Annotated in this window: 13 protein-coding genes; 10 read left to right on the top strand and 3 right to left on the bottom strand. The window is 74.3% G+C overall.

From position 1 onward, the window contains the following. Positions 1 to 25: 25 nt before the first annotated feature. Positions 26 to 1,810: a 2-oxoglutarate dehydrogenase, E2 component, dihydrolipoamide succinyltransferase gene (sucB, locus tag AB0K51_RS02480; RefSeq protein ID WP_363449637.1), complete on the top strand. Its 1,785-nt coding sequence runs from the start codon at positions 26 to 28 to the stop codon at positions 1,808 to 1,810. A 166-nt stretch (positions 1,811 to 1,976) separates the two neighbouring features. Beyond that, positions 1,977 to 2,492 (top strand): DUF4240 domain-containing protein, encoded by a 516-nt coding sequence (locus AB0K51_RS02475; protein WP_363449635.1) that lies wholly within the window; start codon positions 1,977 to 1,979, stop codon positions 2,490 to 2,492. 36 nt (positions 2,493 to 2,528) lie between these two features. Here the strand turns inward: AB0K51_RS02475 and AB0K51_RS02470 are convergent, their stop codons facing one another. Both AB0K51_RS02470 and AB0K51_RS02465 read right to left on the bottom strand, forming a co-directional pair. Beyond that, a complete protein-coding gene (locus tag AB0K51_RS02470) occupies positions 2,529 to 3,425 on the bottom strand; it encodes a DUF2510 domain-containing protein (RefSeq protein WP_363449633.1) in 897 nt (298 codons plus the stop codon). A gap of 99 nt (positions 3,426 to 3,524) precedes the next feature. Beyond that, positions 3,525 to 4,025 carry a GNAT family N-acetyltransferase gene (locus tag AB0K51_RS02465; RefSeq protein ID WP_363449631.1) on the bottom strand — a complete coding sequence of 167 codons (501 nt, stop codon included), beginning with the start codon at positions 4,023 to 4,025 and terminating at the stop codon, positions 3,525 to 3,527. Positions 4,026 to 4,207: 182 nt separating this feature from the next. Between AB0K51_RS02465 and AB0K51_RS02460 the strand changes: the two genes are divergently transcribed. Both AB0K51_RS02460 and AB0K51_RS02455 read left to right on the top strand, forming a co-directional pair. After that, a complete protein-coding gene (locus AB0K51_RS02460; protein ID WP_363449630.1) occupies positions 4,208 to 5,122 on the top strand; it encodes a TIGR01777 family oxidoreductase in 915 nt (304 codons plus the stop codon). A 405-nt stretch (positions 5,123 to 5,527) separates the two neighbouring features. Further along, positions 5,528 to 6,838 carry an NAD(P)/FAD-dependent oxidoreductase gene (locus AB0K51_RS02455; protein WP_363449629.1) on the top strand — a complete coding sequence of 437 codons (1,311 nt, stop codon included), beginning with the start codon at positions 5,528 to 5,530 and terminating at the stop codon, positions 6,836 to 6,838. Between the two features lie 152 nt (positions 6,839 to 6,990). Here AB0K51_RS02455 and AB0K51_RS02450 read toward each other — a convergent pair whose 3' ends face one another. Beyond that, entirely contained in the window at positions 6,991 to 8,616 is a 1,626-nt protein-coding gene (locus AB0K51_RS02450) for a regulator (protein ID WP_363449628.1), read from the bottom strand. Positions 8,617 to 8,913: 297 nt separating this feature from the next. Between AB0K51_RS02450 and AB0K51_RS02445 the strand changes: the two genes are divergently transcribed. The 6 genes from AB0K51_RS02445 (at position 8,914) to AB0K51_RS02420 (ending at position 15,639) form a co-directional block, all read left to right on the top strand. Then, positions 8,914 to 9,687 (top strand): 3-hydroxybutyrate dehydrogenase, encoded by a 774-nt coding sequence (locus AB0K51_RS02445; protein WP_363449626.1) that lies wholly within the window; start codon positions 8,914 to 8,916, stop codon positions 9,685 to 9,687. 37 nt (positions 9,688 to 9,724) lie between these two features. Next, the gene (locus AB0K51_RS02440) at positions 9,725 to 11,086 is read left to right on the top strand and encodes an MFS transporter (protein ID WP_363449624.1); all 1,362 of its coding nucleotides are present in this window, start codon (positions 9,725 to 9,727) and stop codon (positions 11,084 to 11,086) included. Positions 11,087 to 11,414: 328 nt separating this feature from the next. Next, positions 11,415 to 13,307: a GAF domain-containing protein gene (locus tag AB0K51_RS02435; RefSeq protein WP_363449622.1), complete on the top strand. Its 1,893-nt coding sequence runs from the start codon at positions 11,415 to 11,417 to the stop codon at positions 13,305 to 13,307. Positions 13,308 to 13,378: 71 nt separating this feature from the next. Then, positions 13,379 to 14,179, top strand: a complete 801-nt coding sequence (gene lipB / locus AB0K51_RS02430) for a lipoyl(octanoyl) transferase LipB (protein WP_363449620.1) — start codon at positions 13,379 to 13,381, stop codon at positions 14,177 to 14,179. A 134-nt stretch (positions 14,180 to 14,313) separates the two neighbouring features. Then, positions 14,314 to 15,267, top strand: coding sequence for a lipoyl synthase (gene lipA, locus AB0K51_RS02425; protein WP_363449618.1), 954 nt, complete (start codon positions 14,314 to 14,316; stop codon positions 15,265 to 15,267). 213 nt (positions 15,268 to 15,480) lie between these two features. Next, positions 15,481 to 15,639, top strand: coding sequence for a hypothetical protein (locus AB0K51_RS02420; RefSeq protein WP_363449616.1), 159 nt, complete (start codon positions 15,481 to 15,483; stop codon positions 15,637 to 15,639). Positions 15,640 to 15,709: the final 70 nt, after the last annotated feature.

Below are 15,709 nucleotides of genomic sequence, written 5' to 3'. Positions count from 1 at the left end.
AGACTTGATAGGAGTCGCTGGAACCATGGCGGTCTCAGTAACACTGCCCGCGCTGGGCGAGAGCGTGACCGAAGGCACCGTCACCCGCTGGCTGAAGGCCGAGGGTGAGCGCGTGGAGATGGACGAGCCGCTGCTCGAGGTCTCCACCGACAAGGTCGACACCGAGATCCCGGCGCCGGCCTCCGGCATCCTGGCCTCGATCAAGGTCGGCGAGGACGAGACCGTCGAGGTGGGCGCCGAGCTGGCGATCATCGACGACGGCTCCGGTGCCCCGGTCGCCGCCCCAGCGCCCGCCGCCGCGGCCGCTCAGCCGGCCCCCAGTCCTGCCGCTGCCGAGGCCCCCGCCGCCCCCGCCGCCCCCGCCCCGGTCGCCGCCGCCCCGGCCCCGGCCGCTGCTCCGGCCGCTGCCGCTCCGGCCGGCGACGCCACCCCGGTGCTGCTGCCCGCGCTGGGCGAGTCGGTCACCGAGGGCACCGTCACCCGCTGGCTGAAGGCCGAGGGCGACACCGTCGCGGTCGACGAGCCGCTGCTCGAGGTCTCCACCGACAAGGTCGACACCGAGATCCCCTCCCCCGTGGCGGGCACCCTGGTGAAGATCCTGGTCGGCGAGGACGAGACCGCCGAGGTCGGCGCCCAGCTGGCGCTGATCGGCGCCGCGGGCGCGGTCGCCGCCGCTCCGGCCCCGGCCGCTCCGGCTGCCCCGGCTCCGGCCCCCGTTGCCCCGGCCGCCCCGGCGCCGGCTCCGGTCGCCGCCGCCCCGGCCCTCGCGCCGGTCGCTCCCGCCGCCCCGGTGGCCCCGGCCGCTCCGGCCCCGGCTCCGGCTCCGGTCGCCCCGGCTGCTCCGGCGCCGGTCGCCGCCGCCCCGGTCGCCGCCGCTCCGGCCGCGGACGCCGGTGACGCCTACGTCACCCCGCTGGTGCGCAAGCTCGCCGCCGAGCACGGTGTCGCGCTGTCCGCCGTCGCCGGCACCGGCGTCGGTGGCCGCATCCGCAAGCAGGACGTGCTGGCCGCCGCCGAGGCCGCGAAGGCCGCTCCGGCGCCCGTCGCCGCCCCGGCCGCCCCGGCGAAGGCCGCTGCGGCGCCGTCCGCGCTGCGTGGCCAGACCGTCAAGATGACCCGCATGCGCAAGGTCATCGGCGACAACATGCTGAAGGCCCTGCACGAGCAGGCGCAGCTGACCAGCGTGGTCGAGGTGGACGTCACCAAGATCATGTCGCTGCGCGGCAAGGCGAAGGACTCCTTCCTGGCCCGCGAGGGCGTGAAGCTGTCCCCGATGCCGTTCTTCGTGAAGGCCGCGGCCCAGGCGCTGAAGGCCCACGCGGTCATCAACGCCCGGATCAACGAGGCCGAGGGCACCATCACCTACTTCGACACCGAGAACATCGGTATCGCGGTGGACTCCGAGAAGGGTCTGATGACCCCGGTCATCAAGGGTGCGGGCGACCTGAACATCGCCGGCATCTCGAAGAAGACCGCGGAGCTGGCGTCCAAGGTCCGGAACAGCAAGATCACCCCGGACGAGCTGTCCGGCGCGACCTTCACCATCTCCAACACCGGTTCGCGCGGCGCCCTGTTCGACACCGTCATCGTCCCGCCGAACCAGGTCGCCATCCTGGGCATCGGCGCGACCGTGAAGCGCCCGGTGGTCATCGAGGCCGACGGCGGCACCGCCATCGGCATCCGCGACATGACCTACCTGTCGCTCTCCTACGACCACCGTCTGGTGGACGGCGCGGACGCCGCCCGCTACCTGGTCGCGGTCAAGGAGATCCTGGAGGCCGGCGAGTTCGAGGTCGAGCTGGGCCTGTAAGGCGCCCGGTTCGTCCCGGTTCGCGTCGAAGCCCCGCCCCGTCCTCGGACGGCGCGGGGCTTCCGCGTACCGGGGTGGCGTACGCGGGAGGTGGGCCGGGGCGGTACGGTGGCGGCCCAGTGGATCGGGTGCGGGCGGGATGGGGATCGTGAATCCTGGAGCGGTGATGGACGAGACGGCTTTCTGGCAGCTCATCGACGACACCCGGGACGCGGCCGACGGCGACCCGGACGACCAGGCCGAGGTGCTGGTCGAGCGGCTGATGCAGCTGACCCCGGACGAGGTGCTGGACTTCGCCCGGCAGTTCGAGGCGCGGTTCCAGCGCGCCTACACGGTGGAGCTGTGGGGCGCGGCGTCCCTGCTGCTCGGCGGGGCCTCGGAGGACGGCTTCGACTACTTCCGCTGCTGGCTGATCGGCCAGGGCCGCGAGGTGTTCGAGGGCGGGATCCACGACCCCGACCAACTCGCCGAGCTGGTGCCAGACTTCGACGACGAGGAGGACGGCGACGCGGAGGAGCTGGGCTACGCCGCCGACGAGGCGTACGAGCGGCTCACCGGTCTGCCGCTGCCCGACCTGGGGGTGCGTCAGCCGGCCACGCCGATGGGTGCCTCGTTCGACTTCGAGGACGGCGCGCTGATGGCGGTGCGCTACCCGCTGCTGTGGGAGCGGTACGGGGACTGACGGGGCGTCGGGCCGTCCGGGTGGCGGCCGTCCGGGTCAGCTTGCGGGCGCGATGCCGAGCACGATCCGGTCGAGCTCGGCGGGCTTCGGCGCCTTGGGGTCGTCGTCCACGCCGCCGTGCAGGATCACGAAGCCGCCGGACTGCGCGGGCAGCGCGACCACCAGCACGTAGCCGGAGGCGCCCTGCCCGGGCTGGACGTACCAGCGGATCGCGTGGCCACGGACGCCCGCCACGGTGACGGCGCCGGTGGCGAGTTCGCGGTGCGAGGTGAGCGGGCCGAAGACCTCCGGGGCGTAGGCGGCGATCTCGGCCTCGGCGGCGGACTCGGCGTCGGCGGCCTGGGCGGTGTCGACCGCGACCGAGAACTGCCCGCGGACGCACAGCGAGGTGGACTGGCTGCAGGAGTACTGTCCGGCGATCTCGATCACCGAGGCCTGGTCGCTGGGCCGCTCCGCGGTCCAGCCGTCCGGCAGCGGCACCCGCCAGCCGTGCACCGCGTCGGCGACGGTCAGCGCGGGCGCGGCGTTGGTGGCGCTGCGGCTCGGCGAGGCGGACGCCAGCGGGCTGGCCGTGACCGGCGAGTTGCCCGTCGCGGTGAGCGTGGGCACCGGGTTCGGGGTGGGCGGGTCGGTCCGGATCAGGACCACCGCGACGACCACGGCGGCGAGCAGCACCGCGCCGACGGCCGCGGAGACGCCGACCACCAGCCCGTTGCCGCGGCGCCCCGTTCCGTCCGACTTGCCGGTCGGGTAGGGGCCGGGCTGGGGCTGCCGGGTGGCGGCGGCCAGGCCGGAGTTGTCCCAGCCCTGGGTCGGGGCGTCGTTCAGCTGCCCGGCGGTGCGGTGGTCGTCGGTCCAGGCGGTGCCGTTCCACCACCGCTCCTGTCCGGTGCCGGGGACGGGGTACCAGCCGGGCGGCGTCGGGGTGCTCACGCCGGTTACGGTACCGGTCGCGGGGGTTCCGGTGGGAGCCGGGCGGCGGTCACGAATCGGGCGCGAGCACGCTGAGTTGACGGCCCGTCACGGGGCCGCTCAGAGCGCCCGGCCCATCCAGACGTCGTCGACGTACGCACCGTCCAGCAGGAACTCCTCCGGCAGCACCCCGTACACCTGGAACCCGTTGCGCTCGTACAGCCGCCGGGCCGGGGCGTTGTGCGCGAGCACCCGCAGCGTCAGCCGGCGGGCCCCGGCCGCGCGGGCCGCCTCCCCGGCGGCGGCCAGCAGGGCGTCACCGACACCCCTCCCCCGCGCCTCCGGCAGCACGCCGAGGCCCTGGATCTGGCGGACGTGCGCGTTGGACTCCAGCGGCGTGGGCGGCACCTGCCGGACGTAGCCGACCACCCGGCCGCCCCACTCCGCCAGCAGGTACTGCGCGGGCGTGTGCCTGCGGTCGAAGACCGGAGCGTCGGCGGCCGGCTTCTCGGACACCTCGCTGATCGGCGACCAGATCACCTGGTCGATGTCACGGATCGCCTGCTCGTCCGGCAGGACGGCCGGACGGATCGTCACTTCGTTCGAAGGCATGGCGGTCATGGTAGGGACCCGTCAGGGGCCCGGGGAACGGCGGGGGTGTGGGGCTGCCGGGGTTTCGGGGCGCTGCGCGGTCCGGGCGCACGGAGGTCTCCAAGGCCACCAACCCAGTTGAGACCGTCCGACACTCGCCTCGCCGTTCCCGAGCCCCCGGATAGTGCGACTCGAGCTGCGAGGATGAGTGCATGCGAATCGCGGTGACAGGTTCCACGGGATTGATCGGTTCCGCGCTGGTGCGCTCGTTGCTGGCGGACGGGCACGAGGTGCTGCGGCTGGTGCGCAGGCACTCGCGTACCGGGCCGCAGCCGGACGGCACGACCGGTGTCGGGTGGAATCCCCACCTGATGCAGATCGACGCGGCCGCGCTGGAGGGTCTGGACGCGGTCGTCCACCTGGCCGGCGCGGGAGTCGGCGACCGGCGGTGGACGGACTCGTACCGGCGCGAGATCCGGGACAGCCGGGTGCTGGGCACCGAGACCGTCGCCGCCGCGCTGGCCCGGCTGAAGGAGCCGCCGAAGGTGCTCGTCAGCGCCTCCGCGGTGGGCTACTACGGGCAGACCGGCGACCAACTGATCGACGAGTCGGCGCCGGCCGGCACCGACTTCCTCGCCGAGGTGTGCGTCGCCTGGGAGCAGGCCGCCCGGCCCGCCGCCGACGCGGGCATCCGGGTGGTGCACCCGCGCACCGGGCTGGTGCTCGACCCGGCCGGCGGCGCCGGGGCGCGGCTGCTGCCGCTGTTCAGGCTCGGGCTGGGCGGGCGGCTCGGCCGCGGCGAGCAGTTCTGGAGCCTGATCTCGCTGGCCGACGAGGTCGCCGCGCTGCGTTTCCTGATCGACCGCCAGGACGTCAGCGGCCCGGTCAACCTGGCCGGTCCGGCACCGGTCACCAACCGGGAGCTGACCGACGAACTGGCCCGCGAGCTGAACCGCCCCGCGGTGTTCGCCGTGCCGGAGTGGACGCTGCGCACCGTGCTCGGCGAGATGGCCGTCGAGGTGGTCGGCAGCCACCGGGTGGTGCCCAAGGCGCTGCTGGACGCGGGCTTCGCGTTCGGCGACCCGGACGTCGGCGCGATCGTCCGGGCGGCGCTGGGGAGGCGCTGAGGGGGTGCTGCGGGACGCGCTGAGGGAACGGCTGCGGGGGGGCGCTGCGGGGCGCTCGCGGGTGGTGCGGGTCACCGCCGCGGCGCGGCTGACGGCACGTCAGGGGGGCGCACGGTTGCACCGTCGCGGCGCGTGGGTGGTGGGCGGTGACGGTGTGCGCCCGTTCCCGCCCCGCGCGCCCCGTTTGACGCACGGTGGGTGACCGTCCGGACGCGCTGTGTCGGGACGCCCGGGCCTTCCTCCGATTGAGACCTACCGGCCGGTCTGGCACCCGAGATGACGGGGCATCACCACTGCGGACCATGTCCTGGCCCCCCGCTGCCCGCCCCGGCCGCCGCCCGTTCGCGGGCGACCGCCGTGCGCGGCCGGCCGCGGAGGGCTCCGCCAGGGAGGGAGCACCCACTCGTGCCCGCACATGACTTCACCAGCCGCGCCCGCGCCACCGACCCCGATGTGGTCGTGGTCGGCGCCGGCGTCGCCGGGCTGTCCGCCGCCGCCGCGCTGACCGCCCAGGGCCTGCGCGTCCAGGTCCTGGAGGCCACCGAGCGCGTCGGCGGCCGGATGGCCACCCGCGAACTCGACGGCTTCCGCCTCGACCACGGCTGCCACCTGCTCAACCCCGCGTACCCCGAGCTCGAACGCCGCCTCGACCTCGACCGCCTGGAGCTGCGCCCGCTCGCCCCCGGCGTGCTGGTGCACAGCGGCGGCCGCAACTACCGGGTCGGCGATCCGCAGCACACCCCCGCCCGGCAGGCCGCCTCCCGCGGGCCGCTCGGCACCCCGCTCGACAAGGCCCGGCTCGCCGCGACGCTCGCCCGGATCGCGGCCACCCCCGCCTCCCGGCTGCTCAGCCGACCGGAGACCACGGCGGCCCGCGCCCTCGCCGACCGCGGGCTCGCCCCGCGCACCGTCGACGGTTTCCTGCGCCCGCTGCTCGGCGCCCTGCTCTCGGACCCGACGCTCGGCACCTCCAGCCGGGTCGCCGACCTCGTCCTGCGCGCCTACTCGCGCGGCCGGCTCTGTCTCCCCGCGGCCGGAATAGGCGCCGTCCCGGCCCAGTTGGCGGCCTCCCTGCCGGACGGCACGGTCCGGCTCGGCACCGAGGTCGTCTCGGTCGGCACCGACGGGGTGGAGATCGCCGGGAACGGCCGGATCGCGGCCCGCGCGGTGGTGGTCGCCACCGACGCCGCCACCGCGACGGGCCTGCTGCCCGGTCTGCGGCAGCCCGGCTTCCACCCGGTCACCACGTACTACCACGCGGCCCCCCAGTCGCCGCTCGACGAGGCCGTCCTGCTGCTGGACTCCGAACGCTCCGGGGTCTCGCACTCGGTCGTCCTCAGCGACGCCGACCCCTCCTACGCCCCCGAGGGGCAGGCCCTGATCGCCACCACGGTGCTCGGCCGCCGCGCGTTCGACTCCGGCGGGCCGTCCGGCGACGAGCCGCTGGTGCGACGGCGGCTGGCCGAGCTGTACGGCACCTCCACCGCCGGCTGGGAGTTCCTGGCGGTCCGTCACGTCCCGGACGCCGTCGTCTCGATGCCGCCCCCGCACCACTTCCGCCGCTCCGTCCGCCTGCTGGCCGGCCTCTACGTCTGCGGCGACCACCGCGACACCGGGACGGTCCAGGGCGCCCTGGTCTCGGGCCGACGGGCCGCGGAGGCCGTCTGCCGCGACCTGGGCGTCCGGATCGAGGCGGCGGTCGCCGAGGCGGCGTAAGCCGTTTTTTAAGGGGCTCGGGGAACTGCGAGGCGAATGGCGGAGGATCTCAGTCCGGCTGTGGGTCTTTGGAGACCTCTGTGCGCCCGGACCTTGCAGCGCCCTGTGACCCTGACCGCCACGCACTCCCGCCGTTCCCCGGGCCCCTGCTTTCAGATCACTCCCGCCTGCCTGGTGGCCTCCTCGAAGGCGCGGGCGGCCGGGGTGGTGCGGTAGGGGGCCAGGCGGCGGTGGAAGTCGCGGAGGTACTCGACCGTCCGGGCCGATCGCATTTCGCCGGCCGCCCGCAGACTGTCGGTGGCCATGGAGCAGGACTCGTCGACGTCTCCCATGCCGAGGCGGGCGGAGGCGAGGACGAGGCGGCAGAGGATGCGGCTGCGGGCGAACGCGGGGGCCCGCAGCCGCAGGGACTTCTCGGCGTGCTGGGCGGCGGGGCGCCACTGCTGGAGGTCGCGGTAGCAGTGGGCGAACTCGTCGGCGAGTTGGGCGTCGTCGAAGTAGCGGGCCCAGGACGGGACTTCGTCGGCGGTGCGGGCGGTGCCGAGGGCGCGTTCGCAGCGGACCAGGGCGGTGGTGCAGGCACGGACGTCGCCGGCCAGGGCGTGGCCGCGGGCTTCGGCGGCGTGCATCAGGGCCTGGACCACGGGCGCGGCGGTGGTGCCGACGCCCTGCTGGGCGACCCGGGCGAGTTGGATGGCTTCGCGGGCGTGGCCGAGGTGGACCGCCTGCTGGCTCATGGTGGTGAGGATGAAGCCGCCGAGGACGCGGTCGCCGGCGGCCTGGGAGAGCCGCAGGGCCTGGACGAAGTAGCGCTGGGCGAGGCCGTGCGCGGCGATGTCGAAGGAGGTCCAGCCGGCCAGGCGGGTGAGGTCGGCGACGGCGCCGAACAGCGCGCGGCCGATCTGTTCGCCGTACCGGCCGCGGAGCATGGGTTCGGCCTCGCTCTCCAGGTAGCGGACCAGGGCCTGCCGGGCGTGGCCGCCACCGTAGGCGTGGTCGAGGGCACGGAAGAGGTCGCCGACCGCGCGGATGGCGGCGATGTCGCCGCGGCCGACCCGGACCGGGGGGCGGGTGTCGCGGTGTTCGGTGGCGGGTTCGGCCGCGGTGCCGCCGGGGCGGCGCAGTTGCTGCTGGGGGACCCGGTTGCTGCCGCCCTGTGGGGGTGTGCGGAGCTCCTCGGGGGGCAGCGTGGAGCCGTCCCGGGCGACGCGTTCGTCGGTCCGGCCGATCAGCCAGTCGCGGCTGGGGACGACCAGTCCGGCGGGGGTGAAGGCGATCTTGCGGAGTTCGGCGTAGGGGCCGTTGTCCTTGCGCCACATGGAGGCGACGATGTCGACGGCCTCCTGCGGGGTCTCGGCGAACTCGAGTCCGGCGTAGACCGGGGCGCAGGCGTCGAGACCGACGTCCTGGGCGGTGAGCCGGCGGCCCAGTCGGCGGGTGAAGACCTCGGCGATCAGCGCCGGGGTGGCGCCGCGGGGTTGCTGGCCGCGCAGCCAGCGGGTGACCGAGGTCTTGTCGTAGCGCAGGTCGAGGCCGTGTTCCAGGCCGAGTTGGTCGACCCGGCGGGCGAGGCCGGCGTGGGAGAAGCCGGATTCCTCGATGAGCGCCGCGAGTTGGGGGTTCTGCGCGCGCTGGACCGCGGCCGAGGGCGACTCCGCCGGGTCGGGGGCGTGCGGAGGGGTCTCATCCGCTCCGAGCGGGCGCGGGTCGAGCGGGCGCGGGTCGAGCGGGTCGAGCGATCGGTACACCGGGCTGTCGATTACGGGCCGTTGGGGCATAGCAGTCCACACCTCTCAGGCGCCGCTCCGGCCCCTCCTGCCCGGGACAGCGCCCCCTGTCGGGAATCGGCGCGAATGTAGCGAGCATTGGGGCGCTATGGGTGGATTCGGCCCCTCAATCCTCCGAACGGGTGAAGTGACCGCGTCCGTTGTGAGGAAGCACGGCCGGAGCGTGTTTGAGTCGGTGAGCCCTTGGTCCGGTTCTGACCACATGGTGTCGGGGCCCATGGGGGTCCGGGATGCTGTGGTGTCCGCCCACATCGTTGGCGGGGCCGCGGATTCCTACCGTTCTCGGCCATGGACACCACTTCAGCCCCGCTCCCCCAGCCCTCGCTGCGCGGCCGGACCGCACTGGTCACCGGGGCCGCCTCCGGCATCGGGCGGGCCTGCGCGGAGGCGTTCGCCGCGGCCGGTGCGCGGGTGTACGTCGTCGACCTGGCCGCCGAGCCGGCCGAGGAGCTGGCCGCGCGGATCGGCGGGGTCGCGTTCGTGACCGACCTGTCGGACCCGGCGGCGGTGGAGGAGCTGCCCGCCGACGCGGACATCGTCGTCAACAACGCGGGGCTCCAGCACGTCGCACCGGTGCACGAGTTCCCGATGGAGCGGTTCACGCTGATCCAGCGGGTGATGGTGGAGGCTCCGTTCCGGATCCTGCGCCGCACCCTGCCGCACATGTACGAGCGCGAGTGGGGACGGGTCGTCAACGTCTCCTCGGTGCACGGCCTGCGGGCCAGCGCCTTCAAGTCCGCGTACGTCACCGCCAAGCACGCCCTGGAGGGCCTGAGCAAGACGGTCGCCCTGGAGGGCGCGCCGTACGGCGTGACCAGCAACTGCATCAACCCCGCGTACGTCCGCACCGCCCTGGTGGAGAAGCAGATCGCCGCGCAGGCCCTGGCGCACGGCATCCACGAGGACGAGGTGGTGGAGCAGATCATGCTCGACCGCACCGCGGTGAAGCGGCTGATCGAACCGGACGAGGTGGCGCAGCTGGCCGTGTGGCTGTGCTCGCCGAGTGCCGCGTACATCACCGGGGCCAGCCTGCCGATGGACGGCGGCTGGACCGCGCACTGACCCACCCTCATCCCCCCACCTCTGCAAGGGACTCTCCATGGCTGCCACCTCTCCCGACGTCGCGAGATCCGGCTCCCTGCCCCGGGTCGTCGCCGCCTCCCTGATCGGTACGACGATCGAGTGGTACGACTACTTCTTGTACGGATCGGCGGCGGCGCTGGTCTTCGGGCACGTCTTCTTCCCGAAGTCGGACCCGCTGACCGGCACCCTGCTGTCCTTCCTGACCTACGCGATCGGCTTCGCCGCCCGGCCGCTGGGCGCGCTGGTCTTCGGGCACTTCGGCGACCGGATAGGCCGCAAGAAGCTGCTGGTGCTGAGCCTGCTGCTGATGGGCGGCGCGACCACGCTGATCGGCTGCCTGCCCACCTACGACCAGGCGGGCGTGGCCGCGCCGATCATGCTGACCGGCCTCCGGCTGGTGCAGGGCTTCGCGCTCGGCGGCGAGTGGGGCGGCGCCGTCCTGCTGGTCTCCGAGCACGGCGACCGTCGGCGGCGCGGCTTCTGGGCGTCCTGGCCGCAGGGCGGCGCGCCGGCCGGCAACCTGCTGGCGGCGGGCGTGCTCTCGCTGATGACGGCCGTCCAGTCGGACGCGGCGTTCCTGGACTGGGGCTGGCGGGTGCCGTTCCTGCTCTCCGCGGTGCTGGTGATGGTCGGCCTGTGGATCCGGCTCGCGGTCGACGAGTCGCCGCTCTTCAAGGCGGCGCTGGCCGCCGCGGAGCAGCGCAGGGCGACCGAGCACGCGGTGGAGCGCACGCCGCTGGTGTCGGTGCTGCGCGACCACTGGCGGGACGTCCTGGTGGCGATGGGCGCCCGGATGGCGGAGAACATCTCGTACTACGTGATGACCACCTTCGTCCTGGCGTACGCCGTCGGCCACGCCCACCTGCCCAAGCAGACCGCGCTGAACGCGGTGCTGATCGGCTCGGCGATCCAGTTCGCGCTGATCCCGGTCTTCGGCGCGCTCTCCGACCGGGTCGGCCGCAAGCCGGTGTACCTGGTCGGCGCGGTCGGCGTCGGGATCTGGGCGTTCGTCTTCTTCGGGATGGTCGACACCAAGGACTTCACCGCGCTGGTCGTCGCGATCACCGTCGGCCTGTTCTTCCACAGCATGATGTACGCCCCGCAGGCGGCGTTCTTCTCCGAGCTGTTCGCCACCCGCAACCGCTACTCCGGCGCCTCCATCGGCGCCCAGTTCTCGTCCGTCGCGGCCGGGGCGCCCGCCCCGCTGATCGCCACCGCGCTGCTCAAGGACTACGGCAGCGCCACCCCGATCGCCGTGTACGTGGCGATCGCCGCCGTGATCACCGTGGTCGCCGTGCTGTGCGGCCGGGAGACCCGCGGCACCGACCTCGCCGACGTCCAGCCGGACCAGGCGAAGGCCGCGGCCACCGTCGGCTGAGCCTTTTCCGCCGGGCCCGCTTTCCGGAAGGATCGAGGCCGCGTCCCCGGGCACCCGCCCGGCGACGCGGCCCGGGCCCGTCTCCGCGGCGGGTCGACCCGCCCGCGCGGCGGGCCCGGGGAGCCAGGGCCTGTCTGACAATTCGCGTCGGGTAAGCGCGCGGCGTCGGGCGCCCGGCTGGGCCTGCCGGCGGAACGCCCTCGTACTGGGTGTACTTGGGTGTTTCGCCGGCGGGTCCAGGCGGGATGATCCGGCGTCGCGCGCCCGGCGGGAATTGTCAGACAGGCCCTAAGGGGTCACGGGGGACGAGAGCGACAGGGAAGGCCGCATGGACCGCCACACCACCGCCGCACCGGCGCTGCGCCGACTGCTCGACCTGCTGTCGACCGGCGCGGCCACCGAGGACTTCGCCGAGGTGCTGGCCGACGCCCGCCGCCAGGGGGCGACCGCCCAGGTGCTCACCGACATCGACGACGCCACCTGGCAGGCCCTGCGCGTCCACCGGACGCTGCGCCAGCACCGCCGCCGCGAGGCCGAGTTGACGGCGCTCTTCGACACCGCGGGCGACCTGGCCGCCTCCCGCGACCTGGATTCGGTGCTGCAGGCCATCGTCCGGCGCGCCCGGATGCTGCTCGGCACCGACACCGCCTACCTGACCCTCCCCGACGAGCAGGCCGGCGACACGTACATGCGGGTCACCGACGGCTCGGTCTCGCCGCTCTTCCAGACCCTGCGGCTCAGCCTCGGCGACGGCCTCGGCGGCCTGGTCGCGCAGACCGCCCGCCCGTACGCCACCCACGACTACCGCACCGACGAGCGCTTCCGGCACACCGGCCAGATCGACGCCGGCGTGCTCGACGAGGGCCTGGTCGCGATCATCGGCGTGCCGCTGCTGCTCGGCGGCACCGTGATCGGCGTGCTGTTCGCCGCCGACCGCTCGCCGCGGGCCTTCTCCCCCGACGAGGTCGCGCTGCTCTGCACCCTCGCCGCGCACGCCGCGATCGCCCTGGACACCGCCAAGTCGCTCGCCGACACCCGCGCCGCGCTCGCCGAACTCGCCGCCGCCAACGCCGTCATCCGCGCCCACTCCGCCGCCGTCCAGCGCGCCGAGCAGGCCCACGACCGGCTCACCGACCTGGTGCTGCGCGGGGCCGAGGTCTCCGACGTGGCCGCCGAGGTCGCCGCGCTGCTGGACGGCGAGGCCTCCGTCCACGACGCCGAGGGCGGCCCGCTGACCGGTCCGGGCGCGGTCCCTGACGGCCTGTCGGAGGCGGTCGCCGCCTCCCGCGCCGAGGGCCACGCGGTGCGGCACGGCAAGGAGTGGGTCTGCGCGGTGCTGGCCGGGCAGGAGCTGCTGGGCAGTCTGGTGCTGCACGGGCGGCCCGAGTTGGACGACGCCGACCGCCGGGTCTTCGAGCGCGCGAGCGTGGTCACCGCCCTGCTGTTGCTGCTGCGCCGCTCGGTCGCCGAGACCGAGAACCGGGTCCGCGGCGAACTGCTCGCCGACCTGCTCACCGCCCCCGACCGCGACCCGGCGGGCCTGGCCGCCCGCGGCCGCCGGCTCGGCGTCGACCTGGGCCGCCCGCACCTGGTGCTGGTCGCCGAGGCCGCCGAGGCCGCCGCCCGCGAACGCCTCGGCGGCGCCGCGGCCCGCTACCTGTTCGGCTCCCGCGGCATCAGCGCCGAGTTCGGCGACGGCGTGGTCCTGCTGGTCCCGCACGAGGGCCCCGGCGACGGCGCGGTGGCCGCCCTGGCCGCCGAACGCCTGGCCCGGCTGGTCGGCGCCCCCGTCACGGTCGGCACCGGCCGGGCCGCCAGCGGCCCGGTCGCGCTGGCCGCCGCCTACGCGGAGGGCGTGCGCTGCGTGCGCGCCCTGCGGGTGCTCGGCCGCACCGGCGACGGCGCCTGCGCCGCCGACCTCGGCTTCCTCGGCGTCCTGCTCGGCGACGGCCACGACGTCGACGGCTTCGTCCGCGCCACCCTCGGCCCGCTGCTCGACTACGACGCCAAGCGCGGCACCGAACTCGTCCGCACCCTGCGCGCCTACTTCGACTGCGGCGGCAGCCTGACCCGCGCCAAGGACCTGCTGCACGTCCACGTGAACACCGTGGTGCAGCGCCTGGACCGGGTCGAGGTGCTGCTCGGCCGCGACTGGAACCAGCCCGAGCGGGCCCTGGAGCTCCAACTCGCCCTGCGGCTGCTGCTGTTGGCCGACGGATGACCTGGCCCACCGGGTTCCGCGGCCGCTGGGCGTACAGTGGCGAGGTTGGGCTCGGTGGCCGACAAGGAGCTGTGGTGAGCGAGAACGTGCGGTTCGTGCGGATGGGCATAGGCGAGCGGACCGTCCCGTACCCGGAGGCGTGGGAGGAGCAGCAGCGGCTGCACGCGCTGCGGGTCGCGGACGAGATCCCGGACACGGTGCTGCTGTTGGAGCACGACCCGGTGTACACCATGGGCAAGCGCACCAACCCGGAGGACCTGCCGCTGGACGGCACCCCGGTGGTGGAGGTCAACCGCGGCGGCGAGATCACCTGGCACGGGCCGGGCCAGCTGGTCGGCTACCCGATCGTGAAGCTGCCGGACCCGATCGACGTGGTGGCGTACGTGCGGCGGCTGGAGGAGGCGCTGATCCGCGCCTGCACCGACTTCGGGGTGGCGACCACCCGGATCGAGGGCCGCAGCGGCGTGTGGAAGCTCGGCGCGGACATCCCCGGCGCGGTGGTGGACCCGTCGCAGGTGGTGGAGATCGGCAAGCTGACCCTGCGGATGGGCCTGCCGCTCGGCATCGACCCGCGGCTGGCCGGCCCCGAGTACGCGCCGTCCAACGCCGGCCAGCGCGGCGACGACCGCAAGCTCGCCGCGATCGGCGTCCGGGTCGCCCGCGGCGTGACCATGCACGGCTTCGCGCTCAACTGCGACCCGGACATGACCTACTTCGACAAGATCGTCCCGTGCGGCATCCGGGACGCCGGCGTGGCCTCGCTCAGCGGCGAGCTGCGCCGCCCGTTCAGCGTCACGGACGCCGTCGGCACCGTGGAGCGCCGGCTCGCCGAGGTCCTCGCCGAGCTGCCCGAGCCCGCCGTCGTCGGCTGAAGCCCTACCGCCGGGTACGGAATCGGCGCGCCACGCCCGGTGTTGCCTTCCGAATGAAGGCCCGGGGCCCCGCGCAGGCCACCGAAGCACAGGCGTACCCTGATGGGTACCCCGTCTAGTTCTAGGAGTCACACGTGTCCGCTGTCGCACCCGACGGCAGGAAGCTCCTCCGCCTGGAGGTCCGCAACAGCGAGACCCCCATCGAGCGGAAGCCGGAGTGGATCAAGACCAGGGCGAAGATGGGGCCGGAGTACAACGCCCTGCAGTCCCTGGTGAAGAAGGAGGGGCTGCACACGGTCTGCCAGGAGGCGGGCTGCCCCAACATCTTCGAGTGCTGGGAAGACCGCGAGGCGACCTTCCTGATCGGCGGCGACCAGTGCACCCGCCGCTGCGACTTCTGCCAGATCGACACCGGCAAGCCCGCCGAGTTCGACCGGGACGAGCCGCGCCGGGTCGCCGAGTCCATCGTCACCATGGACCTCAACTACGCCACCATCACCGGCGTCGCCCGCGACGACCTGGCGGACGGCGGTGCCTGGCTGTACGCCGAGACGGTCCGCCAGGTGCACGCGATGACCGCCGCCCGCGAGGCCGGCCGCACCGGCGTCGAGCTGCTGATCCCCGACTTCAACGCGGTGCCCGAGCAGCTCGCCGAGGTCTTCTCCTCCCGTCCCGAGGTGCTCGCGCACAACGTCGAGACGGTGCCGCGGATCTTCAAGCGGATCCGCCCCGCGTTCCGCTACGAGCGCTCCCTGGACGTCATCACCCAGGCCCGCGCGGCCGGGCTGGTCACCAAGTCCAACCTGATCCTCGGCATGGGCGAGACCCGCGAGGAGGTCAGCGAGGCGCTGTCCGACCTGGTGGACGCCGGCTGCGAGCTGATCACCATCACCCAGTACCTGCGCCCGTCGGTGCGCCACCACCCCGTCGAGCGCTGGGTCAAGCCGCAGGAGTTCGTCGAGCTGCAGCAGGAGGCCGAGGAGCTGGGCTTCGCCGGCGTCATGTCCGGCCCGCTGGTGCGCTCCTCGTACCGCGCCGGCCGCCTGTACCGCCAGGCGCTGGAGCACCGCGCCAAGGCCGCGGTCTGAGGTCGCCGTTCGCACGCCGCCGAGGGCGGGTCCGCTGCCGGGCCCGCCCTCGGCGCGTCTGCGCGGCCTCGCGCGGCCTCGCTCGGCTGTGCGGTCTGCGCGGCCGATCGGCGTAAGCGCCCACGTTTCACGTGGCATTGACGACCGGGTCACCGTACGGTAACGGGCGTCCGGGACGCTTGAGCGGTACCCGGGTCGAGGAGTGGTGTCGAGATGCGTACCGGAATCCGGTCTGCCATGAAGTACGCGAAGTACGCGGAGCAGGTGCTGATCCGCGGCGCCCGCCGCAACGCGTGGGCCGCGGTGTGCGAGAACCGGCGCCTGGCCGGCGAACGCGAGCAGGCCGTGCAGGTGTTCGGCCGCAGCGCCTGACCCGCTGGTCGGCCGTGGGACGACCGTCGGCCTGCGCGCCCGGCCGGCTCAGGGAAAGACCAGGGTCACG

The organism is Kitasatospora sp. NPDC049285, assembly GCF_040678815.1.
GTDB lineage: Bacteria > Actinomycetota > Actinomycetes > Streptomycetales > Streptomycetaceae > Kitasatospora.
This window is presented reverse-complemented; position numbering and strand designations above follow the sequence as displayed.

What these genes read in the sequence shown, in the direction of transcription:
- sucB (WP_363449637.1), top strand. Translation starts at nt 26, where the DNA reads ATGGCGGTCTCAGTAACACTGCCCGCGCTGGGCGAGAGCGTGACCGAA.
- AB0K51_RS02475 (WP_363449635.1), top strand. Translation starts at nt 1,977, where the DNA reads ATGGACGAGACGGCTTTCTGGCAGCTCATCGACGACACCCGGGACGCG.
- AB0K51_RS02465 (WP_363449631.1), bottom strand. Translation starts at nt 4,025, where the DNA reads ATGACCGCCATGCCTTCGAACGAAGTGACGATCCGTCCGGCCGTCCTG.
- AB0K51_RS02460 (WP_363449630.1), top strand. Translation starts at nt 4,208, where the DNA reads ATGCGAATCGCGGTGACAGGTTCCACGGGATTGATCGGTTCCGCGCTG.
- AB0K51_RS02450 (WP_363449628.1), bottom strand. Translation starts at nt 8,616, where the DNA reads ATGCCCCAACGGCCCGTAATCGACAGCCCGGTGTACCGATCGCTCGAC.
- AB0K51_RS02445 (WP_363449626.1), top strand. Translation starts at nt 8,914, where the DNA reads ATGGACACCACTTCAGCCCCGCTCCCCCAGCCCTCGCTGCGCGGCCGG.
- AB0K51_RS02440 (WP_363449624.1), top strand. Translation starts at nt 9,725, where the DNA reads ATGGCTGCCACCTCTCCCGACGTCGCGAGATCCGGCTCCCTGCCCCGG.
- AB0K51_RS02435 (WP_363449622.1), top strand. Translation starts at nt 11,415, where the DNA reads ATGGACCGCCACACCACCGCCGCACCGGCGCTGCGCCGACTGCTCGAC.
- AB0K51_RS02420 (WP_363449616.1), top strand. Translation starts at nt 15,481, where the DNA reads ATGCGTACCGGAATCCGGTCTGCCATGAAGTACGCGAAGTACGCGGAG.